At 58.8% G+C, this 21303-nt stretch carries 16 protein-coding genes; 9 read left to right on the top strand and 7 right to left on the bottom strand.

What is annotated here, in order from left to right; genetic code table 11:
- The first annotated feature begins 163 nt into the window (after nt 1-163).
- From F591_RS0111400 to F591_RS0111375, 6 genes are all read left to right on the top strand, one after another.
- Complete coding sequence (locus F591_RS0111400) at nt 164-496, top strand: helix-turn-helix domain-containing protein (protein WP_019534731.1); 333 nt, start codon at nt 164-166, stop codon at nt 494-496.
- A 15-nt stretch (nt 497-511) separates the two neighbouring features.
- A complete protein-coding gene (gene glmS / locus F591_RS0111395; protein WP_019534730.1) occupies nt 512-2341 on the top strand; it encodes a glutamine--fructose-6-phosphate transaminase (isomerizing) in 1830 nt (609 codons plus the stop codon).
- 16 nt (nt 2342-2357) lie between these two features.
- Nucleotides 2358-3578, top strand: a complete 1221-nt coding sequence (locus tag F591_RS0111390) for a HEAT repeat domain-containing protein (RefSeq protein WP_019534729.1) — start codon at nt 2358-2360, stop codon at nt 3576-3578.
- A gap of 23 nt (nt 3579-3601) precedes the next feature.
- Complete coding sequence (locus F591_RS0111385) at nt 3602-5059, top strand: glycosyltransferase family 2 protein (protein ID WP_019534728.1); 1458 nt, start codon at nt 3602-3604, stop codon at nt 5057-5059.
- A gap of 296 nt (nt 5060-5355) precedes the next feature.
- Nucleotides 5356-6183, top strand: a complete 828-nt coding sequence (locus F591_RS27890; RefSeq protein ID WP_019534727.1) for a response regulator transcription factor — start codon at nt 5356-5358, stop codon at nt 6181-6183.
- Between the two features lie 30 nt (nt 6184-6213).
- Entirely contained in the window at nt 6214-8439 is a 2226-nt protein-coding gene (locus tag F591_RS0111375) for a hypothetical protein (protein WP_051109176.1), read from the top strand.
- A 316-nt stretch (nt 8440-8755) separates the two neighbouring features.
- On the opposite strand, the gene F591_RS0111365 is transcribed toward F591_RS0111375, so the two are convergent.
- A complete protein-coding gene (locus F591_RS0111365) occupies nt 8756-9088 on the bottom strand; it encodes a helix-turn-helix domain-containing protein (RefSeq protein WP_019534724.1) in 333 nt (110 codons plus the stop codon).
- Between the two features lie 321 nt (nt 9089-9409).
- Entirely contained in the window at nt 9410-9571 is a 162-nt protein-coding gene (locus tag F591_RS31365) for an anti-repressor SinI family protein (RefSeq protein WP_019534723.1), read from the bottom strand.
- Between the two features lie 171 nt (nt 9572-9742).
- On the opposite strand from F591_RS31365, the gene F591_RS0111355 reads away from it, so the two are divergent.
- Entirely contained in the window at nt 9743-10315 is a 573-nt protein-coding gene (locus tag F591_RS0111355) for a thymidine kinase (protein WP_019534722.1), read from the top strand.
- A 34-nt stretch (nt 10316-10349) separates the two neighbouring features.
- Here F591_RS0111355 and F591_RS0111350 read toward each other — a convergent pair whose 3' ends face one another.
- The 4 genes from F591_RS0111350 to F591_RS0111335 all read right to left on the bottom strand — a co-directional run bounded on the left by F591_RS0111350 (nt 10350) and on the right by F591_RS0111335 (nt 16196).
- Entirely contained in the window at nt 10350-11597 is a 1248-nt protein-coding gene (locus F591_RS0111350) for a DUF445 domain-containing protein (RefSeq protein ID WP_019534721.1), read from the bottom strand.
- 481 nt (nt 11598-12078) lie between these two features.
- Nucleotides 12079-13878, bottom strand: a complete 1800-nt coding sequence (locus F591_RS0111345; RefSeq protein WP_019534720.1) for a 5'-nucleotidase C-terminal domain-containing protein — start codon at nt 13876-13878, stop codon at nt 12079-12081.
- Nucleotides 13879-14590: 712 nt separating this feature from the next.
- Complete coding sequence (locus F591_RS0111340; protein WP_019534719.1) at nt 14591-14929, bottom strand: metal-sensitive transcriptional regulator; 339 nt, start codon at nt 14927-14929, stop codon at nt 14591-14593.
- Between the two features lie 238 nt (nt 14930-15167).
- On the bottom strand, nt 15168-16196 hold the full coding sequence (locus F591_RS0111335; protein ID WP_026326542.1) for a Gfo/Idh/MocA family protein: 1029 nt from the start codon (nt 16194-16196) through the stop codon (nt 15168-15170).
- A 421-nt stretch (nt 16197-16617) separates the two neighbouring features.
- Between F591_RS0111335 and F591_RS0111330 the strand changes: the two genes are divergently transcribed.
- Together F591_RS0111330 and F591_RS0111320 are read left to right on the top strand one after the other, a co-directional pair.
- Nucleotides 16618-18270 (top strand): hydroxysqualene dehydroxylase, encoded by a 1653-nt coding sequence (locus tag F591_RS0111330; RefSeq protein ID WP_019534717.1) that lies wholly within the window; start codon nt 16618-16620, stop codon nt 18268-18270.
- A gap of 283 nt (nt 18271-18553) precedes the next feature.
- Nucleotides 18554-19846: a hypothetical protein gene (locus F591_RS0111320; RefSeq protein WP_156829525.1), complete on the top strand. Its 1293-nt coding sequence runs from the start codon at nt 18554-18556 to the stop codon at nt 19844-19846.
- An 87-nt stretch (nt 19847-19933) separates the two neighbouring features.
- On the opposite strand, the gene F591_RS0111315 is transcribed toward F591_RS0111320, so the two are convergent.
- The gene (locus tag F591_RS0111315; protein WP_019534714.1) at nt 19934-21259 is read right to left on the bottom strand and encodes an ABC transporter substrate-binding protein; all 1326 of its coding nucleotides are present in this window, start codon (nt 21257-21259) and stop codon (nt 19934-19936) included.
- Nucleotides 21260-21303: the final 44 nt, after the last annotated feature.

Below are 21303 nucleotides of genomic sequence, written 5' to 3'. Positions count from 1 at the left end.
AGTGGTATACTTCGTTGTGTCCGTTCGTTATAAGGAACAATTAAAGAACAACGATTGGCGCCCATCGCTCGAATGCGGTGCATCCCCACAAAGTGAGGCGAAGCTGGCAAGGCCACCCTATGCTTTGCGGGAACCCAAGATTTTACGCAAAGGACCGATCGACATGTTGGGAAAGCGTGTGAGGGAGCTGCGCAAGGAAAGGGGGCTGTCGCTTTCCGAGCTGGCGGAAGCCGCAGGTGTGGCCAAGTCCTATCTCAGCACGATGGAACGGGACATTCATTCCAATCCATCTGTCCATCTGCTCGCCAAAATCGCTGGCGTTCTCGAGGTTTCTCTGGAGGAACTGGTTTATCCGCAAGCGCAGAAGACGGACCCCCTGACGAAGCAGGCCTGGTACGAGCTGTTCAGCGAAGCGCTCGATTCCGGCATCAGCCGCGAGGAGCTGCGCAGCATGATCGCCGTTCGGAAGCGGCATAAAAGCCGGAACGCAGAATGAGGAGGAATAACGATTATGTGCGGAATTGTCGGTTATATCGGCAAACGAAATTCGCAGTCCGTATTGCTTAACGGGCTGAAAAAATTGGAGTATCGCGGATACGATTCCGCCGGCGTTGCGGTACATACCGCTCAAGGACTTCATATTTGCAAATCGAAGGGGCGCATCAGCGAGCTGGAGTCCCGGTTGCAAGACGCGCCGCTGGTCGGCTCCGCCGGCATCGGACATACCCGCTGGGCGACGCACGGCAAGCCGTCGGACGTCAATTCCCACCCCCATACGGACATTGAGACGAAAATATCCGTCGTGCACAACGGCATTATCGAGAATCATCTTTCATTAAAGGAAGAGCTGGAAGCGCTCGGCTGCACATTCGTCTCCGAAACGGACACCGAGGTCATCTCCCATCTGATTGCCCGTTATTACGAAGGCGATCTCGTGCAAGCGGTGAGACGGGCGGTTGCCCGCCTCCGCGGCGCCTACGCCATCGCGGTGCTGTCCGAGCATGAGCCGGACAAGCTGATCGCCGTCCGCTGGGCCAGCCCGCTCATTATCGGCGTCGGCGAGGACGAGCATTTCATCGGCTCCGATATCCCGGCCATTCTGGAGTATACCCGCGACGTGTACATTCTCAACGACGGAGAGATGGCTGTGCTCACCCGGGACGGCGCCGAGCTGATGACGCTGGAGGGCAATTTTATCGCCAGACAGCCGTTTCGCATCGAGTGGGATTTGGCGATGGCGGAAAAAGACGGCTACGAGCATTTCATGCTGAAGGAGATTCACGAGCAGCCCCGCGCCTTCCGGGATACGCTGCGCGGCCGGATCGATTCCGGGCGGCAGGCCGTCGTTCTTCCCGAGCTTGAAGCGTCAGGCTTCGACCCGCGGCAGGTCCGCCGGATTCACCTGGTCGCCTGCGGCACCGCTTATCACGCCGCGCTCGTCGGCAAGGCGGCCATCGAGCGGCTGACGCGCATTCCGGTCGAGGCGGAGGTCGCTTCGGAATACCGCTACCGCTCTCCGCTCGCGGACGAGCATACCTTGGTCGTCGCCGTCAGCCAGTCAGGCGAAACGGCGGACACGCTGGCCGCCATGAAGGAGGCCCGCACGCTCGGCGCGCGCGTCATCGCGATTACCAACGTCGTAGGCAGCTCCGCAGCCCGCGAGGCCGACGCCGTCCTCTTCACGATGGCCGGCCCGGAGATCGCGGTCGCTTCCACCAAAGCGTACACGTCTCAGCTGATCGCGCTTTATTTGCTCGCCATCTATCTCGCGGATCGCCTGGGGACGATGGACCCGTCCGACAGCGCGGAGCTGCTGGCCATGCTGGAGAAGCTGCCGCTGCAAGCCGGGGAGACGCTGGCCGGGGCGGGCCTGCTGCAGGAGCTGGCGGCGAATATCGCCGGGTGCGAGCATCTGTTTTTCATCGGGCGCGGGCTCGATTACGCGGCGGCGCTGGAGGCGTCGCTCAAGCTGAAGGAAATGTCCTATATTCATTCGGAGGCCTATCCTGCTGGCGAATTGAAGCACGGCTCGCTGGCGCTGATCGAGGACGGCACGCCGGTTGTAGCAGTTGCGCTCCAGGATTCGCTGCTGGAGAAGACGATCGGCAATATTAAGGAAGTTAAAGCGCGCGGCGCCTATGTCATCGGCATCGCTCCCGAAGGGGACACGGAGCTTGCCAAAGCAGCCGATCGGGTCGTCTATGTTCCCCGCAGCCACGCCCTGCTGTCTCCGGCGCTGGCCGCCATTCCGCTGCAGCTGCTCGCTTACTATGCGGCGCTGGCGCGCGGAAACGACGTGGACAAGCCGCGCAATCTGGCGAAAAGCGTGACCGTCGAATAAAAAGGAGGCGACTGCGATGCCGTCGACCATGGACGAATTGACGCCTGTTGTAGCCGTGCTGGGAGTGCTGTCCGCCATGACCGCAGGAGGCATCGCCCTGCTGCTGGCGCTCAGGGCGCGGCACGCGCGGACAGCGGCCGAGAGGGCCCGCTCCTTAAGCAGGCTGCGGGACTACTTCGCTTATTTGAGCGCCAGCATCGACCGTCCGGAACCGCTGCAGAAGCCTCCCGGGCCGCTTCAGCCAGGCGAGCTTGCGGCCATCCGCGGCAAGCTGCTGGAGTGGATCGAGACGATCGGCGGGCCGCAGCGGCGCAAGCTGACAGAGCTGTGCCGCGAGCTTGGCTTGGTCGAGGCGGAGAAGCGGCGGCTAGGCAGCAGCCAGCACGGCGTGCGCATCGATGCCGCGTATCACCTCGGCGTCATGCGCGCCGCGGACGGCTTCGAGCCGCTGCTGGCGCTCTTTGAGCGGGAGCGCGACAGCACCTCCTTCGTCGTGGCCCGGGCTGCCGCCAAGTGCGCCCGCAATGCGGACGAGCTGCACCGTCTGGCCGAGCAGCTTGTCAGGACGCACCCCGCTTCCCTCCAGCTCATCGCCGATATTTTGGCCTCCTCGTCTCTCGACCTTATCCCGTTCTATGCCAAGCTGCTGGAGTCGGAGAACGAGGCTCTGACGGCGCTGGCGCTGACTGGTCTGAGCGGCAGCCGCTATATTCCTGCCGCCTATCCGAGGCTGGAGAAGCTGCTCGCGTCCGGGCACAAGGAGGTGCGGATTAAAGCGTCCAAGCTGCTTTTGGCTGCCCCCCATCTGCTGTCTTCCGCACGCCTGACCCAGCTCATGCGCCACCCCGATTGGCAGATCCGGGCCATGGCGGCCAAGGCGGCCGGCGAGCTCATGCGCCCTCATTTCCTCGGAGAACTGCGGCAAGGCTTGAAGGACGACAGCTGGTGGGTGCGGCATTACAGCGCCAGAGGCTTGTCCAGGCTCGGTCCGGACGGTTTCCTGCTGCTGTGCGAGGCGGCCGCGGACGGGGAGAACGTCCTCGCCGCGGAGATCGCCCGGGAAGCCGCCCGCCAGGAGCTGGACCGCTCCGCCGCTGCCGCCGCCCGTGAGCTGCCGCACGCCGCGCATTTCAACAGGCTGTCCCGAATCTATCAAAGCGTGCTTGGCGAAGTGTATGCGCCGGCCAGCGCAGAGCCGCCCGCCCAGCCCGATATAGACCGCCGGCGGACCGGCTGAGTTCGGACAAAGAGGAGAGTAGGATGAGAGACTTTTTACTGTATTACGGAATTACGGCCGCCTGGCTGGTCGCCGGCTCCGGCCTGCTGTATCTGCTTATCATGGCGGTATCCTGCAGGCGAATGACGGCCCAGCTCAAGAGCTCGACGCATTCCCGCTTCCCAGAGATGGCCGGCTCGGAGCACGTCCCTCCGGTCTCGATTCTGGTGCCGGCGTATAACGAGGAGCTGACGATCATCGAAAGCGTCCGTTCTTTGATGACGCTGGAGTTTCCGGTCTATGAGGTCGTCGTCGTCAATGACGGCTCGCGTGACCGGACGCTCGAGGTGCTGATCGAGGCTTTCGGGCTGCGCCGCTCCCGGCAGGCCGGGTTTCGCCGGCTGCTCGCCTGCAAGTCTGTCAAGCAGGTGTATCGCAATCCGCAATATCCGAAGCTGGTCGTCATCGACAAAGACAACGGCGGCAAAGCTGATGCGCTCAATGCCGGCATCAATGTCTCCCGCTTCCCGCTCGTGGCGACCATCGACGCCGACTCCATTCTGGAGAAGGACGCCCTGATCCGCATGGTCAAGGTGTACATGGAGAACCCCGAGCAGCATATCGCCGTCGGCGGCAATGTGCGCATCGCCAACGGCAGCGTCGTCGAGAACGGCCGGGTGCTTCAGGCCCGCCTGCCCCGCAATCCCCTTGCTGCCATGCAGTATGTGGAATATATGCGGGCTTTTCTCGGCGGCCGGCTCGGCTGGAGCTCCATGAACGGGCTGCTCATCGTCTCCGGCGCCTTCGGCCTGTTCCGCAAAGATTATTTGATCGAGGTCGGGGGCTACGAGGAGGATTGCCCCGGCGAAGACATGAACATCGTCATGAAGCTGCACCAATACATGCTCGAGCGCGGCAAGCCTTACCGCATTCTCTTTTGCCCGGATGCGGTGTGCTGGACACAGGCACCAGAGACGCTCGCCGTGCTCGGCGCCCAGCGCCGCAGATGGATTCGCGGCACCGTATGGAATGTAGTACGCTTCAGGAGACTGCTGTTTCTCCCCAAATATAAAGTGATCGGCTGGCTGGCGCTGCCGTACACGATCGTGTACGAAACGTTAAGCCCGTATATCCGCATCACCGGGCTGGCCGCGCTCGTCCTCTACGCGCTGATGGATATGACGCGCCTGCCGATCGTGCTCGCTTTCCTCGCGGCGAACGTCCTGATCGGGCTGGTGTTCACCTGCGGCTCCATGGTTATGGAGGAGCTGGCCTTCCCGAACCGAACCCCTGCCCGGGACATGTGGCGAATGATCGGCTGGTCTGCGGTTATGGCCATCAGCTTCGATCAGCTCAACGCCTGGTGGAAGCTGCAGGGCCATCTGGAATATGTCCGCAAGAGCAACAGCTGGGGACATATGGTGCGGCGCAGCTGGAATGACGACCCGCGTCCGGGCAAGAAGGCGGAATCCAACGCGGCCAAGGCGCAGGCGCTCGGATAACCGGCTGGCGTGAAAGAAACGTTTCGGCAGCGGAGGGCCGCAGCGAGGGGCTGTAGCGAGGGGCTGTAGCGCCGGGCCGCTGCGGGGATCGCCCGCGATCGGCTGTGGCGGCGTACCGCAAAGACGTGCCGTGGCGGCACGCCGCTGCGAGGGCCGTGGGCGGCACGCCGCTGCGAGGCGCCTCTGCGGGGCAGCCGCTGCCGGACGTCTCCTCCCATAACGGCCCTTGGCCGGGCCGGATAACGCCGCCGTTGCCCCCGCAAATCTTATTTTCCGACCAAAGGAGCGATGATCTTATGAAAGCAACATTTTCCGCCCCGCGTCTGGCCGCAGAGCCGGGGGCAGGGCCGATCGGCCCGCTGCTGCAGCAGGTGGCCCGCGCGGCCGAAGCGTCGCAAAGCTGCGGGGTAATCCTGGCGCATGCCCGCGAACCCGGCGCCGCTGCGCTGCTGGAGCTTCAGGCGCGGCTGCGCCTGGAAGACGCCAGCCTGACCGCGCTGCCGAGCTATGACGCCGCGAGCGGCGCGCTGACCGTGGCGCTGCCGGGGTGCTCGCTCGCTTTCGCCCATTATTTGGCCTTGTCGGTCAAGGCTTATCTGCACCACGCCGGGCTGCTTGCCGGAAGGCTTGTCGTTGCCAGCTTTCCCGAAAGCGCCGACCCGGAGCCTGCGGCATTCCGGGAATTGCTGGCCCGCTTCTGTGCTCCCGGCGAAGAGGAGCAGGATATCGCGCTCTACTACCGGCAGCCTGCCGAGAAGCGCCCCCCTTCCATCGTGATGGCCGATACGAATGCGGATCTGATGGATTTCCTGAACGTTCGCTTCGGCATGCAGGGCTATGAGGTGCATCCGGCGCAGGACGGCCTGGAAGCGCTCCGGCTGATCGAATCAGTGAAGCCCGACATCGTGATGACCGAACTGACGCTACCGGCGCTCGACGGCTTCCAGCTGATCCGCCGCATCCGCCAGGCCCCATACCGGGAGCAGTGCCGCATCGTCGTGCTGACCGAGCTCGGGCTGGAGCATGAAGTCAGCCATTGCTTCGAGCTGGGCGCCGCCGATGTCGTCAGAAAGCCGTTCTCTCCGGTCGAGCTCGATGCGCGTGTGCGCCGGCTGCTCGGCTGAGATCCCCGATATGCCGAGGAGGGCTGCGTCATGAGAACACGATCCGCATCATTGCATTGGGCCATCAAGCTTGCCGCAGCCGCCGTCATCGGGGCGCTCATCTGGCACTACTGGCCCGTCAGCACCGTAGAGAGCGCCACAACGGCAGACGGCTCGCAAATCAAGTTTCGCACGCAGGAAGACCGCATTGAAATATACGCTGACGGCGCCTGGTCCCCTTTCTTCGTCAAAGGGGTGAACGTCGGCGCGGCGCTGCCGGGCGAGGACCCCGGAGAGCTGCCGATCACCAAGCAAAAATATCTCGAATGGTTCCGGCTGATCAGCGATATGGGAGCCAATACGATCCGGATCTACACGATCCTCCCGCCCTGGTTCTACGAGGCGCTGGTGGAGTATAACCAGAAGCATCCGGAGCGGCCGCTTTATTTCATTCAGGGCATCTGGTCGCCGGAGGAGGCTTTGATCGAGAAGCAGGACGCATATCTGGAAGAGATTTATGTCGAATTTCAGGGCGAAATCAGCTACGCCGTAGGCGCGGTATACGGTACGGCGGAAATTCCGGAGCGCTTCGGCAAAGCCGGCGGCTCCTATCGCGCCAATGCCGCTCCCTATCTGCTCGCCTGGCATATCGGCACCGAATGGGACCCGGCTATGGTGAGGAATACCAACGAGCTGCATAAGGACAATATCGGCTACCAAGGAACGCACATCTCGTCGAAGCCCGAGGCGAATCCGTTCGAGAACTGGCTGGCCGAGATGCTGGACCATCTGGCGGTGCAGGAAGCGCAGCATGGCTGGAAGCATCCGCTGACATTCACCAATTGGGTAACGACAGACCCGCTCTCCCATCCCGGCGAGGTGCTTATCGAAGAGGATATGGCCAGCGTCGATGCGCTCCACCTGTCCGTCCACGACTGGCCGGCAGGATATTTCGCCGCCTATCACGCTTATCCGTACTATCCCGACTTCTTCCGGCTGGACGAGTCGGTGCGCGATGTCAAGGACGAGGATGGCGAGATCAACACGTACCGCAGCTATCTCCGCAAATTAAAGGAGCATCATCAAGGAATTCCCCTGATGATTACGGAATTCGGCGTCCCCTCCTCGCTCGGCGTCGCCCACCTGGGCAACAAAAACCGGAACCAGGGAGGCCATAACGAAACGGAGCAGGGGCAGATTGACGTGTCGCTGCTGGACGACATTCACCGGGAAGGTTTGGCCGGCGCCATCGTCTTCTCCTGGCAGGACGAGTGGTTCAAGCGGACGTGGAATACGATGGCGTTCGAAATGCCGCCAGCCCGCCGCAAGCTGTGGCATAATGTGCTGACGAACGAACAGCATTTCGGTCTCCTGGCCATGCTGGCCGGCAAGGAAGGCGTGCTGACGATCAACGGCAGCGGCAACGACTGGGAGGCGCTGGACGAAAGCGAGAAGCAGCGGCTGAAGGGCGATTATCCCGGCTGGAAGGACATTTGGGTTACCCATGACGAAGCTTACGTCTATATCAAGGCCGAGCTGGAGCAGCCGTTCGATCCGCAGCGGGAGCAATTATACATCGGAGCCGATACGATTCCGGGCGGCAACCGGCACGGCAAAGAGCTTGGCGGCCGCACGCTGGACGAAGGTCTGGAAACGCTCGTCGTTCTGGGCAATGATCAAGAGAGCGAAGTGCGGATAGCCTCGAATTACGACTTCCATAAGCGGTTGTACGGGCACCAGTACGGCATGCTGGAGGTGAAGCCCGAGGAGATGAAGGACGATTCCGGCATCTTCAATCCCTGGAAGCTGGCCGTCGGACTGGAGCTCATCCCGCCCGATTCCAAAAAATATCACCCCTTCGAGGACGTCCCCGCCGGCAAGCTGGCCCGCGGCACCACCGACCCGTCTTCTCCGGAGTTCAATTCCCTCGCGATGTGGCAGCTGCAGGGGACGACGCTGGAGCTGCGTATTCCATGGATGCTGCTCGGCTTCACCGATCCGAGCTCTCTGCACGTCATGAGCTACGGAAAGACTGCGGGGGCTCCCTTGGAGGCGGTCGAGACCGAAGGCATTCGCTTCGTGCCGTGGATCGTTCGGGACGGCCAAGTGATCGGGCTCGGGAGAGAAACGGGCGGAGCCGCACCGCCGGAAGCTCCCTACCGCGTGTCCGAGCTGCCCTATTACCGATGGGAGCCGTGGGACGAAGTGAAGTATCAGGAGCGCCCGAAGCAAAGCTACTACGCAATGAAAGCCGCATTCGAGCGGCTGAAGGAGTAAAAGTATAAGCCTTCCATCCGACAGGGCAAACGACGTGCCGGAGGAGGCGGATGCACTGATGGCAGACAAGGAGCAGAATAGGGCAGCGGCAGACCGGCCGACGAGCTGGGGAAGGAGCTGCCGTCCGATAACGGCCATGACGTCAGCGCCGTGTTCGGCGTATTGAAGCCGGCGGCGGACCGGCCGGGCAGCGACGAGGAACGCCCCGACCGGTACCAGGGTAAATGCGAAAAGCGGCAATAATTACGAAAAAACTCCAACGCCCGAAATTGAGTCAGCGGGCTTTGGAGGTTTTTTTGGAATGAAGCGGCGCCGATCAAGACTGCTTGTCCCGGTTCATTCGCCACTTGTTATATTGAAGGAATTCGAGAAACTGTTCCTTGCTGATGCCGGATTCCATCGCTTCGCGGACCAGCGCCAGCCACTCCCCGTCGAGCTCCTGCGCGCGGGCAGAGGAATCGTGCAAAAAATATTCGATGGGCACCTCGAGCACCGAGCATATTTTTTCCAGAAAATGAAGCGACGGATTCGACTGGATGTCGCGCTCGATCGAGCTCAAATACGATTTGGCGACCCCGGCTTTCTCCGCCAGTTCTGTAAGGGAGAGCCCTCTTTCCAATCGAAGCTGCCTGACTTTTTTGCCGATCATGCGCTAACCCCTTTTGTCTCCGCAATTTCTTTTATTTCATTTTATCATAAATAAGGGGCCAGTGGGCATAACAAGCAGCAAGATTTTCATAGACGGATCATGAATTTATAACATTTTGTTCATATACGAAATCGCTTTCAAAACCCTTGAAAAAAATTCGCGTGACAATCGACGACGAAGGAAGCGCTTGTCATAGGCGTCCGCCTTGAAAATTGACGGCAAGCCGCCGCCCAAAATTTCAACACCGAAGGTGACGGCCGATGACGAGGAAGTCGCTCCTCATAGACGTCTATCTTTTTTATGAAAATTCGTTATGATCCATCAATTGGGTTGATCGGCGTCCTCGATTGCGTCTTCCGCCTGTTCGCGGATAAACTTTCTGACCTCGTCTTTAGGGATACCCATTTGGCGGGCGACAATCATCAGGCTGACCCAATTCTCATCGAGGTTCGCGTTAGGTGCAAGGGTGCGTACTGCATGCATGTGCCCGTTCCCTCCGATTCCGGAAAATTGGTACACTATATTTATTCGAAATGGCGAACGCTTAAAGGTGGGTATGGCCTGTCGGGCAGCGGAGCAAGCAGCGCTGTACCCGCCCGCGGAAGCTGTGCTATGATGAGTTGACGTCAAGACAGGAAGAAAGCGGTGAAGCGAATGGCCCAGCTATATTTCAAATACGGCGCAATGAACAGCGGCAAATCGATCGAAATCTTGAAGGTCGCCCATAACTACGAAGAGCAGAAAAAGCACGTGCTGATCTTTACATCGGCGGTCGATGACCGCGACGAGGTCGGTTACGTCTCCTCGCGCATCGGACTGCGCCGCAAGGCGATTCCCGTATACGACGATACCGATATTTGCGACATCGTCCGGCGGCACGGACAGCCCGTCTCCTGCGTGCTGGTGGACGAGGTGCAGTTTCTAAGCAAGGAGCAGATTGTGCAGCTGACGCGGATCGTAGACGAACTGAACATTCCCGTGATGGGCTTCGGCCTGAAAAACGATTTTCGCAACGAGCTCTTCGAGGGCAGCAAATATATGCTTTTATATGCCGATAAAATCGAAGAAATGAAGACGATCTGCTGGTTTTGCGAACGGAAGGCGACGATGAATTTGCGAGTCGACGAACACGGCAAGCCGGTGTATACGGGCGAGCAGATCCAAATCGGCGGCAACGACTCGTATTACCCGGTATGCCGCAGATGTCACGCCCATCCGAACCTGTAATCGGCCGCGAGGGCGCTGGCGGCCGAGATATCCGCTACAGCATCAGCCGGATGGCTGCCAGCGCCAGCCCGATCAGGAAGCCGCACAAAGCGCCGTTCACGCGAATCCACTGCAGGTCCTTGCCGACCTTCGTCTCCAGCATCTCGATCAGGCTGCGGTTATCGAGCTTATCCACGTTTTCCTTGACTAGCGCGCCCAGCTTCGCATGGTTCCGCTCGATCAAGGCAAATAGCCGCTCCTGCACCCAAGCCTCCGCCTGGGCCGTCCACTCCGGATCGTTCCTGACCTTTCGGATGAGCCCCGTCAAATAAGGGACGGCAACCCGCTCGGCGTACAACTCGTCGCGAACGAACCGCTCCAGGCCGGAGCGGAGACGTTGGATCGCTTCCCGGACCAGCCGCTTCAGCTCCTCTCCCTCGGCGAGCCGCTCCTTCCACTGCTGCAGTTCCGCGAGAAAAGCCGGCGACTCGCCGAGCTCCCGCAGCTTGCCGCCGAGCTCCCGCAGCATGCTTTGCCGTGCCGCGCTTCCCAAACGCTTCAGATCGAACAACGCCGTAATAGCCATGTTCTGCAGCAGCCCGCCCAGCTTCTCCTCGGTCATAAATCCGGAGAAGGCGCCGACCGCAAAGCCCATGATGCCGCCGAGCTGAACGTTGTTCAGCGCCTTCAGCGCAAGCGCCCCCATCAGATCGCGCGTCTCGCCTCGCATAATCCAATCCTGGGCTTTGTCCAGCAGGAAATCGAGGCCCGCCGAATCCCATCCCCGCTCCAGCGCGGTATCCGTCAATCGGGCGAAGACGGCGCCGCTGTCAACGTCCATCAACCACTTGCGCGCTTCCTGGACGATGCGCTCCTCGATCGACTCCCAGGGCAAGCGATCGACAAGAAAGATGCTGGCTGCGGCGACAGCACGCCGTCCCTGTGCGGAGGCGAGCTCTGTCTCCGCCCAATCGAGCGCGCGCTCGGTGACGCGAATGCTTTTGAGCTTCTCCTCGATGCTGGCGCGGTTCAGCAATTCGTTCTCCACTGCGGAGACGAGGGCATTGGTCAGCTTCTCCCGGTTGCGGATCAAAAGCGACGTATGCGGAATCGGGATGCCGAGCGGATGCCGAAACAAGGCCGTGACCGCAAACCAGTCGGCCAATCCGCCGACGAGTCCCGCCTCGAAAGCGCCATGAAGCAGGCTCCCCCATACCTGCTCCTCATACGGAAGCGTGGCGGCAAAGCCGACCGCCATTGCCCCGAGTGATATGCTTGCGATATGCTTCGTTGTCTTCTCCATTTTCGCTCATTCCTTCATCCATTCGATGTTTAACTCTTTTATGTGAATGATCGGACGTCCGCCCGAATTCGGCTAGCACTTTCTGGAATCCCTTCTTAGTGTAGCTGGATGGGACATTTGTATTCGCCTGCCTGCGCAAGGCTCGCATGTTCAGAACGTTCCCATTCTCCATCAGTTTACACAAACTTGCCGGCCAGCACCACATTCGCTTCCAAAAAGCCTGCAACAAGACGAAAGGTCTCCAGAGTGAGGCTCCGAAGACCTTTCGTATGATTTGTTGGAAAATAGCCGCCAAGACGGTGCGGCACATTTTCAGCTTCTGATGGTGCTGCGCCAGCGGCACGGGGGGCTATCTTGAAAAATCAGCTTAGCCTACAAGCTGATTTTTCAACACCGAAGGTGACGACCGATGACGTAAGGAAGCGCTCGTCATAGGCGTCTATAACGTTAATTGGGCCCCGGCTTCGATCATTCCGGAAGCTTATTCGGCCGGCAGCACGAGCTGCTGGCCGGGATAGATCAGGCGCGGGTTGCTGAGACCGTTCAGCTGCTGCAGCTTTTGCCAAGTCGTCTGATACTGAATCGATATTTTCCAAAGCGAATCGCCCTTTTGGACGATATACACTTTCGGCCGCGCAGCGGCCTCCGGCTCCGCGGGGGCCGGTGTTGTCGCGGGCGGTGTTGCAGGTGTTGTCGCAGGTGTTGTCGCGGGAGCTGCCGGCGAATTTTGCGGCGCTTCCTGCTGCGGCTGGGCGGCCGCCTGCTGCTTGGCGACGATGCGGCCTTCGACCGCCGCCTTCGCCTCGCCGTTCTTCTGCAAATAAGCGATGACCGACTCCTCCAGCGACGAATAATCGTTCGCTACGGGATAATCCTTGAACATCGTATATTGGTCGCCGCCCGCAGCCATAAAGTCGTTGGTCGCCAGCATGTACGTCTGCTCGGGATTCAGCGGCGCTCCTTGGATCTTCACATCCGTCACCCGCTGCCCCGCGGGCAGCCCCGGGTCGAATTCGAACGTCATTCCCGCCACATGCGGGAAGCCGCCAAGCGGCTCCGGATAGGCGGATACGCCGTGCTCGAGCGCCGCTACAATATCGGAGCCCTTGACCTGCTTCGTCTGAATGTAGTTCCCGAAAGGCAGCACGGACACAACCTGCCCTTTCGTAACCGGCCCCGCTTCGATGGAAGCGCGGATGCCGCCTCCGTTCGTGAGGGCTACGTCGGCTCCGGTCTCATCGAGCATGGCGTCGGCGATCAGGTTGCCGAGATTGGACTCGCCCTTCCGGACGACTTCCCGCTCGCCCACCAGCTTGACCGGCGTCGAACCGACGACTTCAGACAACACCTTGTCCTGCTCCTGCTTGATTTCGTCGATGATACGGATTACCGCCTGGTCCGGCTGCACCGATTCGGCCGCCGCGCGCGTGATTACCGACGCGGTTTTCGCCGTGACTTCGCCTCCCGATACGGTCAGCTCGACGCGGCCGAGATTTTTGCCGTATTCGCCGGTTTGCACGATCAGCGTGTCGCCCACCTGCATGCCCTGCTCAAGCAGCGTATGGCTGTGCCCGTCGATAATGAGATCGATGCCCGGCACCTGTTCCGCCACTTTAATGCTCGTATCGACGCTGGACTTGTCCACGCCGAGATGGGCGATGGCGACGATCACGTCCGCCTTGCCCTGCAGTTCGGCCACCGCGGCCTTCGCTTCGGCGACCGGATCGGCAAAGTCGATACCGGCGACGTTGTTCGGGTGCGTCTTGAAGGCAGTTTCCGGCGTCGACAGGCCGAAGAGGCCGATCTTGACGCCTCCGACCTCGCGAACGACAGAGGACTCCAGCAGACGGCTGCCGTCCTCGCGCTTCACGTTGGCCGCCAGGATCGGAAACCTGGTCTCTTGTGCCAGCTCCAGCAGCCGTTCCTGGCCATAGTTGAAATCGTGGTTACCCGGAGCCATCGCGTCGTAGCCGATTTCGTTCATGATGCGAACGATGCTCTCGCCGCGCACGAGGTTGGCGATCGTCTGGCCGTGGAACGTGTCGCCGGCGTCGATGACGAGCGTATTCGGATTCTGCTCCTTCACCTGCTTGATCAATGCGGACAGCCGGGCGTAGCCGATGCTGTCATCGCTGCCGTCCACGCGCGAATGAATGTCATTCGTGTGCAAAATCGTAATGCTGGCGCTGCCGGCATTCGTCTCCGCCGCTTGGGCGGGCATAGCCAGAGCCAGCATGAAAGCGGCCGCAATGCCGGACAGCCATGGTCTCCATCGTTTCATCCCCAATACTCACTCCTTAGCCAATATTTCATTGACTCCCTATTCGCTTGAAATATCTTTATGGGTTGTCCCGCATATTGTAGCAGGCAAATATTAATGGAGCTTTCGGGGAATGTAAAGATTTTTTGAAGAGGCAGTCATTGCCTGAAAAAGACCGGTCGCAAGCTATGCCAGCATTCTTAAGCAAACGCAAAAAAACGCCCCATGACTTGCTCAAAGTCACAGGGCGGTTCGCATCGGGGCAGCCGTATCGGTTAGGCTTCATGCAGCTTTTGCGTTGCATGATCTCGAACCGCAAGGCATGGCCTGGACATCATAAACCGCTGGCTAGAAGCGGGCCTTCATCTCTGATCATCTCTAACGCTTGTGACAAACGCTATTTTGATGAATTGTGCCCTTTTTAAAATGTAACGAAACTGAAGAGCGCTATTTTGTCAAAAACGCTGAATCTAGCAGTCGAAATTAAGAATAAGGCTGCTCACCGTCGTTAGAATGCCAAATCGATCGTTTCGAGTGAAATAAGCTCTGTGGCAAGCGTTATCCCAAGTTAGCTCAAGCTAGCCCAGCGAAACACGATGCGAAGGCTAACGAGCGAGCCATCCATTCCCGGCAGCTCGGGTCCCTGGTGGAGAATGCCGGCGATGATCGTTCGCCGTGACCCGGATGCAAGCCGCAGGTATGCCATGCCCCCTTCCACGGCCCCTTCAGCCTCTTACTTCATGAGCTTGCCCATCGTTTTCAGCAATTCATCGATGACTTCGCTGTCCCCCTGCTCCAGCCGTTCGACGACACAGCTTCGCATATGGCCTTCCAGCAAAATTTTGCCTACGCTGTTCAGCGCCGATTGAATCGCTGCGATCTGGTTAAGCACATCATCGCAATAAGTATCCTTCTCAATCATGCCCTTTACCCCGCGAATTTGGCCTTCGATTCGATTCAGCCGCGAGATCAGGTTATCCTTCACCTTCCGGGAATGGTGGCTCTTGCGCTCCCCGTCCGTATGACAGGCATGCCCTTGATCGAAATTCGGCTGTCCCGTCGATTCGCTCATCAAGCTTCATCCTTTCGCGTTCCCGGGCTGGGGGGACCCGGACCAATATAGAAATATTGCGGCCAATCCCGCACCCGACCGATGCCGCATTCAATGCCGTTTACGAATGCCGTTATTATATTATACCCCCCGGCTGCATTCAAGCGATTAAAACCCCCTTCGCGCGAGCTTGAAGGGGGTTCGTTTCTGCAGTGCGGAAGCAGCGGCAATTAGAGCGGATGCTATAGCGGACGGGCACTCACAGCAGGCTGGCGATCCGCACCTTCTCGCCCTTTTGCGCGCTTTCCAGGGCGGCGTATACCATCGCCATGCTGACGATATTATCGGTGCAGTACGTCTCCGGCTTGCGGCCTTCCCGCAGCGCGGCAAACATCTCGTCCAAGCAGCCCGCGTGCCCTTCCCGGCCGCTCCAGTCCATGCGCGCTTCGACCTTCCGGAAAGCGTGGGTAAGGGAGCGCTCCTCCTTCGGCAGCACGATCTCCGCGTACGGGTCCGCCGCGCCTTCCCAGATGGCCGTCCCCTTGCTGCCGGAGACGCGCCAGCTTGCTTCCCATGACGTAGGGCAGCCTTCGGAGCACCAGGAGCCGCGGTAGCAGAATACGCCGCCGTCGGCATATTCGAAGATGCACACAGCCGCCGCATTGCCCGCATACCAGGACCCTGCCGGGTTGAATTCATGGCAGTACACGGCGACGGGGTCCTTGCCCGTAATAAACCGCGCCTGGTCGAACGTATGAATGGCCATATCCAGCAGCAGCGGGCTTTCCATCGCTTCGCGGAAGCCGCCAAAATGCGGCCCCAGAAAAAAGTCGGCGTTCACGAAACCGATTGCGCCGATGCCGCCATGTAGTACCAGATCGCGAAACGCGCGAATTCCCCTTAAATAGCGGCGATTTTGCATAACGGCATACGTGCGGCCGAGCTTCTCCGCCAATGCGGTGACTGCGCGGGCTTCCTCCATGGAGACGGCCATCGGCTTCTCGCCCAGCACATCGCAGCCGAGCTGCAGCGCGGTTGTCGTCACGCCGGCATGGGCCGCCGGAATAGAGATGTCGAACACCAGGTTGGCTCCCGACTGCTCGATCGCTTCCCGGACGTCAGTGTAAGCTTTGGCATTGAGGCCATACTGGACCGCAGCCTGCTCCGCCTGCTCAAGGCGCAGATCCACCAACGCGACGATCTCGCCATCCGGAAGCTCCTTGGCATATTGAATCCAAGCTTTGGACATTGCTCCGCACCCGACGACGGCAATGCGAAATGGCGCCATGGTCATTCCTCTCCTTTTTCCCAGATTGACGCCTATGACGAGCGCTTCCTTCGTCATCGGTCGTCACCTTCGGTTGTTGAAATTTTGTCGGTAGATCACCGCCAAATTTTCAAGATAGACGCCTATGACGAGCGCTTCCTTTGTCATCGGTCGTCACCTTCGGTTGTTGAAAAATTTGCCGGAGGATTCCGTCCAATTTTTCAAGATAGACAATATGATTGATTCCATCATACCCGAACGCTGCCGCTGCTATCTTTATCTGGAATTGGCCTTTTCCTCCTCCATTATGTCCACCATTATGTCCCCTGAAGCGCCTAGTATATTGGGCCGTCAGCAAACGATATCGAAAACTCCTACGATAGAACTAGAAAATATGGTATAACAAAAATAAATCATCTAAATTATACCAAGGGGGAGCACAATGGGGAAAAAGGTCGTTATTTTAGGCGGCGGGGTTGCCGGGCTGAGCGCGGCTCACGAGCTCGCCGAACGCGGCTTCGATGTTACCGTGTACGAGCTGCGCCGCATTGCGGGAGGCAAGGCGCGCTCCATTCCGGTTCCGGGAAGCGGCAAGCAGGGGCGGAAGGATTTGCCCGGAGAGCACGGGTTTCGCTTTTTTCCGAGATTTTACAAGCATATTATCGATACGATGGAACGCATTCCCTACGGCAACAATCCGAAGGGGGTCGCGGACAATCTTGTAGAGGGGACGCGCCTGGGCCTGGCCCGAACCGACGGGCCGCCGGTGGAATTCCTCACCGAATTCCCGACCTCGCTGAAGGATCTCCGCGCGCTGCTCAAATCGTTGTTCGACAATCGGCTCGGCGTGAGCGAGCGGGAGTTCGAGCACTTCCTCGACCGGATCTGGCAGGTGATGACCAGCTGCAACGAGCGCAGGACGGAAGAATATCAGGATATCCCCTGGTGGGATTTCATTGACGCCGAGCGCCAGTCCGAGGCGTTCCGGCGCGTCTTCACCGGAATGACGCGCATTCTGGTGGCGGCGAAGGCCAGAGAAGCGAATACGGCGACGGTCGGATCGGTCGGAGCGCAAATTTTGGCCGATATGGTCGTCCCGGGAGGAAGCGCCAGCCGAATACTGAACGGCCCCACGAACGAAGTATGGATCGATCCGTGGGTCGAATACTTGCGGCAAATCGGCGTCGATTACCATAAGAATGCCCGCGTGGAGCGGATCGAGTGCAACGACGGTATCATTACGGGAGCGATCGTTACGAAGAACGGGGAAACGTTCGAGGTGAAGGGAGATTATTACATTGCCGCCTTCCCGGTCGAAGTGATGGCCGAAATGGTCACGCCGGAGATGGCCGCTACCGACCCTTCGCTGAACAATCTCAAAAAGCTGGCGGAAAGCGTCGACTGGATGAACGGCATTCAATTCTATCTCAAAGAAGACGTCACCATCATTCACGGCCATATCATCTATATCGATTCCCCGTGGGCGCTGACGAGCGTCTCGCAAAGACAGTTTTGGCCGCGTTTCGATTTCAGCGAGTACGGCGACGGCCAAGTAAAGGGCATTCTGTCCGTCGATATCTCCGATTGGGAGAAACCGGGCATCCTGTACGGCAAAAGCGCGCGGCACTGCTCGCCGGAGGAAATCCGCGACGAAGTTTGGGCACAGCTGAAGGCCGGTCTGAATGTCGAAGGAAAGGTCGTGCTGGAGGACAGCAACATCCATTCCTGGTACCTCGACGAGGACATTCATTATCCGAATCCGGACGGCCTGCCCGTCAATCTCGAGCCGCTGCTGGTCAACAAAGTATATACGTGGGACTGGCGCCCCCATGCCTATACGGCGATTCCCAATCTGTTCCTCGCTTCCGATTATGTCAAGACGAACACGGATCTGGCGACGATGGAAGGCGCCAACGAAGCGGCCCGCCGCGCCGTCAACGCGATTTTGCACGCCTCCGGCTCCAGGGCGAAACGGTGCAAAATCTGGGACATGTACCAGTTCGAGCCCTTCCTCTTCCTGTACCGGGAGCATGATGAATTCCGCTTCCGCCGCGGACTTCCGTGGAACGGCAAAATGATAGCCTCGCTCGGCTAGACGCCTATGACGAGCAGCCGCGCGCTTTAATGAAAAAATAGCCTTGGCAAATCGCCAGGGCTATTGTCTTTGAATTTGGGAAGAAATCACAGGGAAAGTAAATGCAGAAAGCAATCGACCGCAGCATATATTCGGCGCCGCCCAATTCCAGCTGCCGCATGCTTCGCGGCTTCCTATCTCCAAGAAATCCAAGATGCGTTATCGTTTCAATATACTGCGGTAGTTCCCAGTTGGTTTCATAGACCCCCTGGTTGGGCAGCAATAAAAGCTTCCGTCAACTCAGGTGAATGCAATCAAAATCACAATTCAATCCAAATTATGGTATAATTTTGTTATCGGGATTCATATTACAACCGGGAGAGTGATCGTTATTTCGAACAACATAGCGCGTTATTTTCTGCCGGGCCTCATATTTCTCGCTGCTCTATTCGTCTATCCAGGCAAAACCGAAGCGCTCCGCCTTATAACAGCCGAAGTAACTATCTTGAACGAAACACCTATTTACGGCAAGCCCGATCCAAAGAGCAAGCCGATCGGAACGCTTGCCCCTATGCAAAGCCTGTCCGTGGATAGGCAAACCCCCGAAATCGATCCTTCGACGCTCTTGACCGAAACCGGGGATTGGATAAGAGTAAACACGTGGCTGGGCCCCTGCTGGATTAAGGATAATGACAACGTCATTTATGGGACTCTGACAGAGGAAGCTCGGGAAGTGACCATCATGAACACCGCCGGTCTATACCATAGTCCAAAATCGGATACGAAGACAGGTCAAAGTCTATCTCCTCAGAAAGTAAAAATAACCGCCAAGCTCGGCTATATCCCCAAAAACGCTGTTAACGCGATTAGTGTGGAGTTGAGCCGCGGCACATGGTATCGGGTACAGACCACGTGGATGGGAGAGAAATGGATCGTGAACCCGGCTATCCTGGAGGATGTAAAAGAGATGCCGGCTTCCATGCAAATCAAACTGACGGAAGCGGAGATGGCTTATCCGGTCCGCTATGCCGACGACGGCGAAGGCGAGATCGTTCCGCCCGGGGCTATCGACGTGATTGCCACTTCGACAGAAGGGTTCGGGCCTTGGTCCACGACATGGTATAAGGCGCAGCTGCCTCAAGGCGTACGCTGGATTAGACCAAAGCATCAGATTCTTACGGATTATCGAGAGATGGATGAAACGGTTCAACTCACGACAGCTGCGAGGTATTTCGATGAACCGATGCAAGGCTTGGATACGGACAATAACCGTTGGCTGCCTGAAGGGAACTATCAAGCCATCGAAGCGTCCGGCAGTTGGATTCATCTGGAAACCCCGTTTGGCCCAAAGTGGGTGAATCGGGACAGAATTTTGGTTGAGCGGCCTGAAGGAATTGTGCCGACCTCGGAAACAGTAGAATTGACCGACGAAACAGAGACGTATTACTTTCCGGACGGCGAAAGTGTTTGTCATACGCGAGGTTTCTTTGCCCCTCAGCTTGCGCAGGCCTTTGAGAAATGGGAGTCCGGGGATGGCTTTACCTGGTATCGCATCCATACCTTTAGCGGCGAAGAATGGGTTCGGGTTATCAAGTAAACCTGGCGCGCCGCCCCCCTATGCATGTAAGCAACGGCGAAGGCTGCCTTCCGGCAGCCTGTCGTCGATTGGCGCAGACGCTCTTGCCTATTTGTTGTTATCGAAGATGCGGACGATTCCGCTATAGAAATCTTCCACGCCCTTTTTCACGTCTTTCTTGCCGAAGCCGATCTCCTGCACCGTCGTCTCCGCCAGCTTCGAGAATTCCGTGAAGCCCGGCAAATTGTAGCTGACCTTCACCGGATTTTGCTTGTTCGCCTCTGACACTCTGCCCACATAGTCGTAAATGATCTGGTCGACCGGGGACGCCTCCTTCGCCAGCAGCTCGCGCATCGCCGCCGTGACGGGAACGCCGCGGTCGTTGCCCAAAATTTTCGCCGCGTCGGGATCATTGATGAAGAAGTTCATCAGCATGGCGACTTCCTTCGGATGCTCGGTTTTGGCGTAGCCGGACAAGCCCTGGCTCGATTCGAACACAACGGCGGTACCCTGCGGGCCTCTGGGCACCTGCACGAGCGTCAGCGGATCCTGCGTAAGGTTCTGGTGAGCGACGAGTTGATTGGACGAAATGAGATTCATCGCCACCTTGCCGGTTACGATCAGCGACTTGCTCGTATCGGCGGGCGGATTCGCGACCTGCTGCTCCGGCGTGACGACGCCGCCGTTCGTGCGCATCGCATCCCAATATTCAAACCAGCCTTCCACATCCTTCGCCTCGAAGCCGAGCCGGTTATTGTCCATATCGTAGAGCTGCTTGCCTCTCTGTTTCAAATAAATGTCCATGCCGTCCACGGTAAAATCATAGGTGCCGGCGTACCCCGGGCCGAGCTTGTCGGCGATCTCCTTGCTGATGCGGGCGTAATCTTCCCACGTCCAGCCGTCCTTCGGCACCTCCATGCCGGCTTTCTTGAACAGCTCGGTATTGACGACGATGCCCCTGGCGTTCGCACCTGCGGAAATGTGCAGCAGCTTCCCTCGGATCGTGCCGTAATCGATCATCGCCTGATCCATGCCGCTGATATTAAGCTCCTTACCTACGTACGGATCGAGCTCGAGCAGCACGCCTTTGTTCGCATAATCGACGACGTTGCCGCCGAGAAAGAACACGTCGGGAGCGGTGCCGGAAGCGAGCTGCGTATTCAGCTTGTCAAAATAACCCGAGCTGGGCGCGAATTCCCCGACCACCTTGATGTTCGGATGCTTCTCCTCGAACTTGCGCAGCGCTTCGTTCGTCTTGTCCGCCCGCTTCTGGTCGCCCCACCACATGATGCGGAGCTCGACCTGCTTCGCCGCCCCCGAATCGCCGCCTCCCCCATCCTGAGTGCCCGAAGAAGCGCCGCCTCCCCCGCCGGAGCAGGCGGACAAGACGCCAAGCAGTGCAGCCATCGCTGCCAAGGAATACCGTTTGTTCATTCGATTTATCCCCCTATCATGAAAACCTGGCGGTTTCCACCGAC

This window comes from Paenibacillus ginsengihumi DSM 21568 (assembly GCF_000380965.1).
Lineage (GTDB): Bacteria > Bacillota > Bacilli > Paenibacillales > NBRC-103111 > Paenibacillus_G > Paenibacillus_G ginsengihumi.
The sequence above is the reverse complement of the archived record's forward strand: the minus strand, read 5'-3'. Positions and strand labels throughout refer to the sequence as shown.

Excerpts from the sequence above, each read along its gene's own strand:
- F591_RS0111400 (WP_019534731.1), top strand. The coding sequence starts at position 164 with ATGTTGGGAAAGCGTGTGAGGGAGCTGCGCAAGGAAAGGGGGCTGTCG.
- glmS (WP_019534730.1), top strand. The coding sequence starts at position 512 with ATGTGCGGAATTGTCGGTTATATCGGCAAACGAAATTCGCAGTCCGTA.
- F591_RS0111390 (WP_019534729.1), top strand. The coding sequence starts at position 2,358 with ATGCCGTCGACCATGGACGAATTGACGCCTGTTGTAGCCGTGCTGGGA.
- F591_RS0111385 (WP_019534728.1), top strand. The coding sequence starts at position 3,602 with ATGAGAGACTTTTTACTGTATTACGGAATTACGGCCGCCTGGCTGGTC.
- F591_RS27890 (WP_019534727.1), top strand. The coding sequence starts at position 5,356 with ATGAAAGCAACATTTTCCGCCCCGCGTCTGGCCGCAGAGCCGGGGGCA.
- F591_RS0111375 (WP_051109176.1), top strand. The coding sequence starts at position 6,214 with ATGAGAACACGATCCGCATCATTGCATTGGGCCATCAAGCTTGCCGCA.
- F591_RS0111365 (WP_019534724.1), bottom strand. The coding sequence starts at position 9,088 with ATGATCGGCAAAAAAGTCAGGCAGCTTCGATTGGAAAGAGGGCTCTCC.
- F591_RS31365 (WP_019534723.1), bottom strand. The coding sequence starts at position 9,571 with ATGCATGCAGTACGCACCCTTGCACCTAACGCGAACCTCGATGAGAAT.
- F591_RS0111355 (WP_019534722.1), top strand. The coding sequence starts at position 9,743 with ATGGCCCAGCTATATTTCAAATACGGCGCAATGAACAGCGGCAAATCG.
- F591_RS0111350 (WP_019534721.1), bottom strand. The coding sequence starts at position 11,597 with ATGGAGAAGACAACGAAGCATATCGCAAGCATATCACTCGGGGCAATG.
- F591_RS0111345 (WP_019534720.1), bottom strand. The coding sequence starts at position 13,878 with ATGAAACGATGGAGACCATGGCTGTCCGGCATTGCGGCCGCTTTCATG.
- F591_RS0111340 (WP_019534719.1), bottom strand. The coding sequence starts at position 14,929 with ATGAGCGAATCGACGGGACAGCCGAATTTCGATCAAGGGCATGCCTGT.
- F591_RS0111335 (WP_026326542.1), bottom strand. The coding sequence starts at position 16,196 with ATGGCGCCATTTCGCATTGCCGTCGTCGGGTGCGGAGCAATGTCCAAA.
- F591_RS0111330 (WP_019534717.1), top strand. The coding sequence starts at position 16,618 with ATGGGGAAAAAGGTCGTTATTTTAGGCGGCGGGGTTGCCGGGCTGAGC.
- F591_RS0111315 (WP_019534714.1), bottom strand. The coding sequence starts at position 21,259 with ATGAACAAACGGTATTCCTTGGCAGCGATGGCTGCACTGCTTGGCGTC.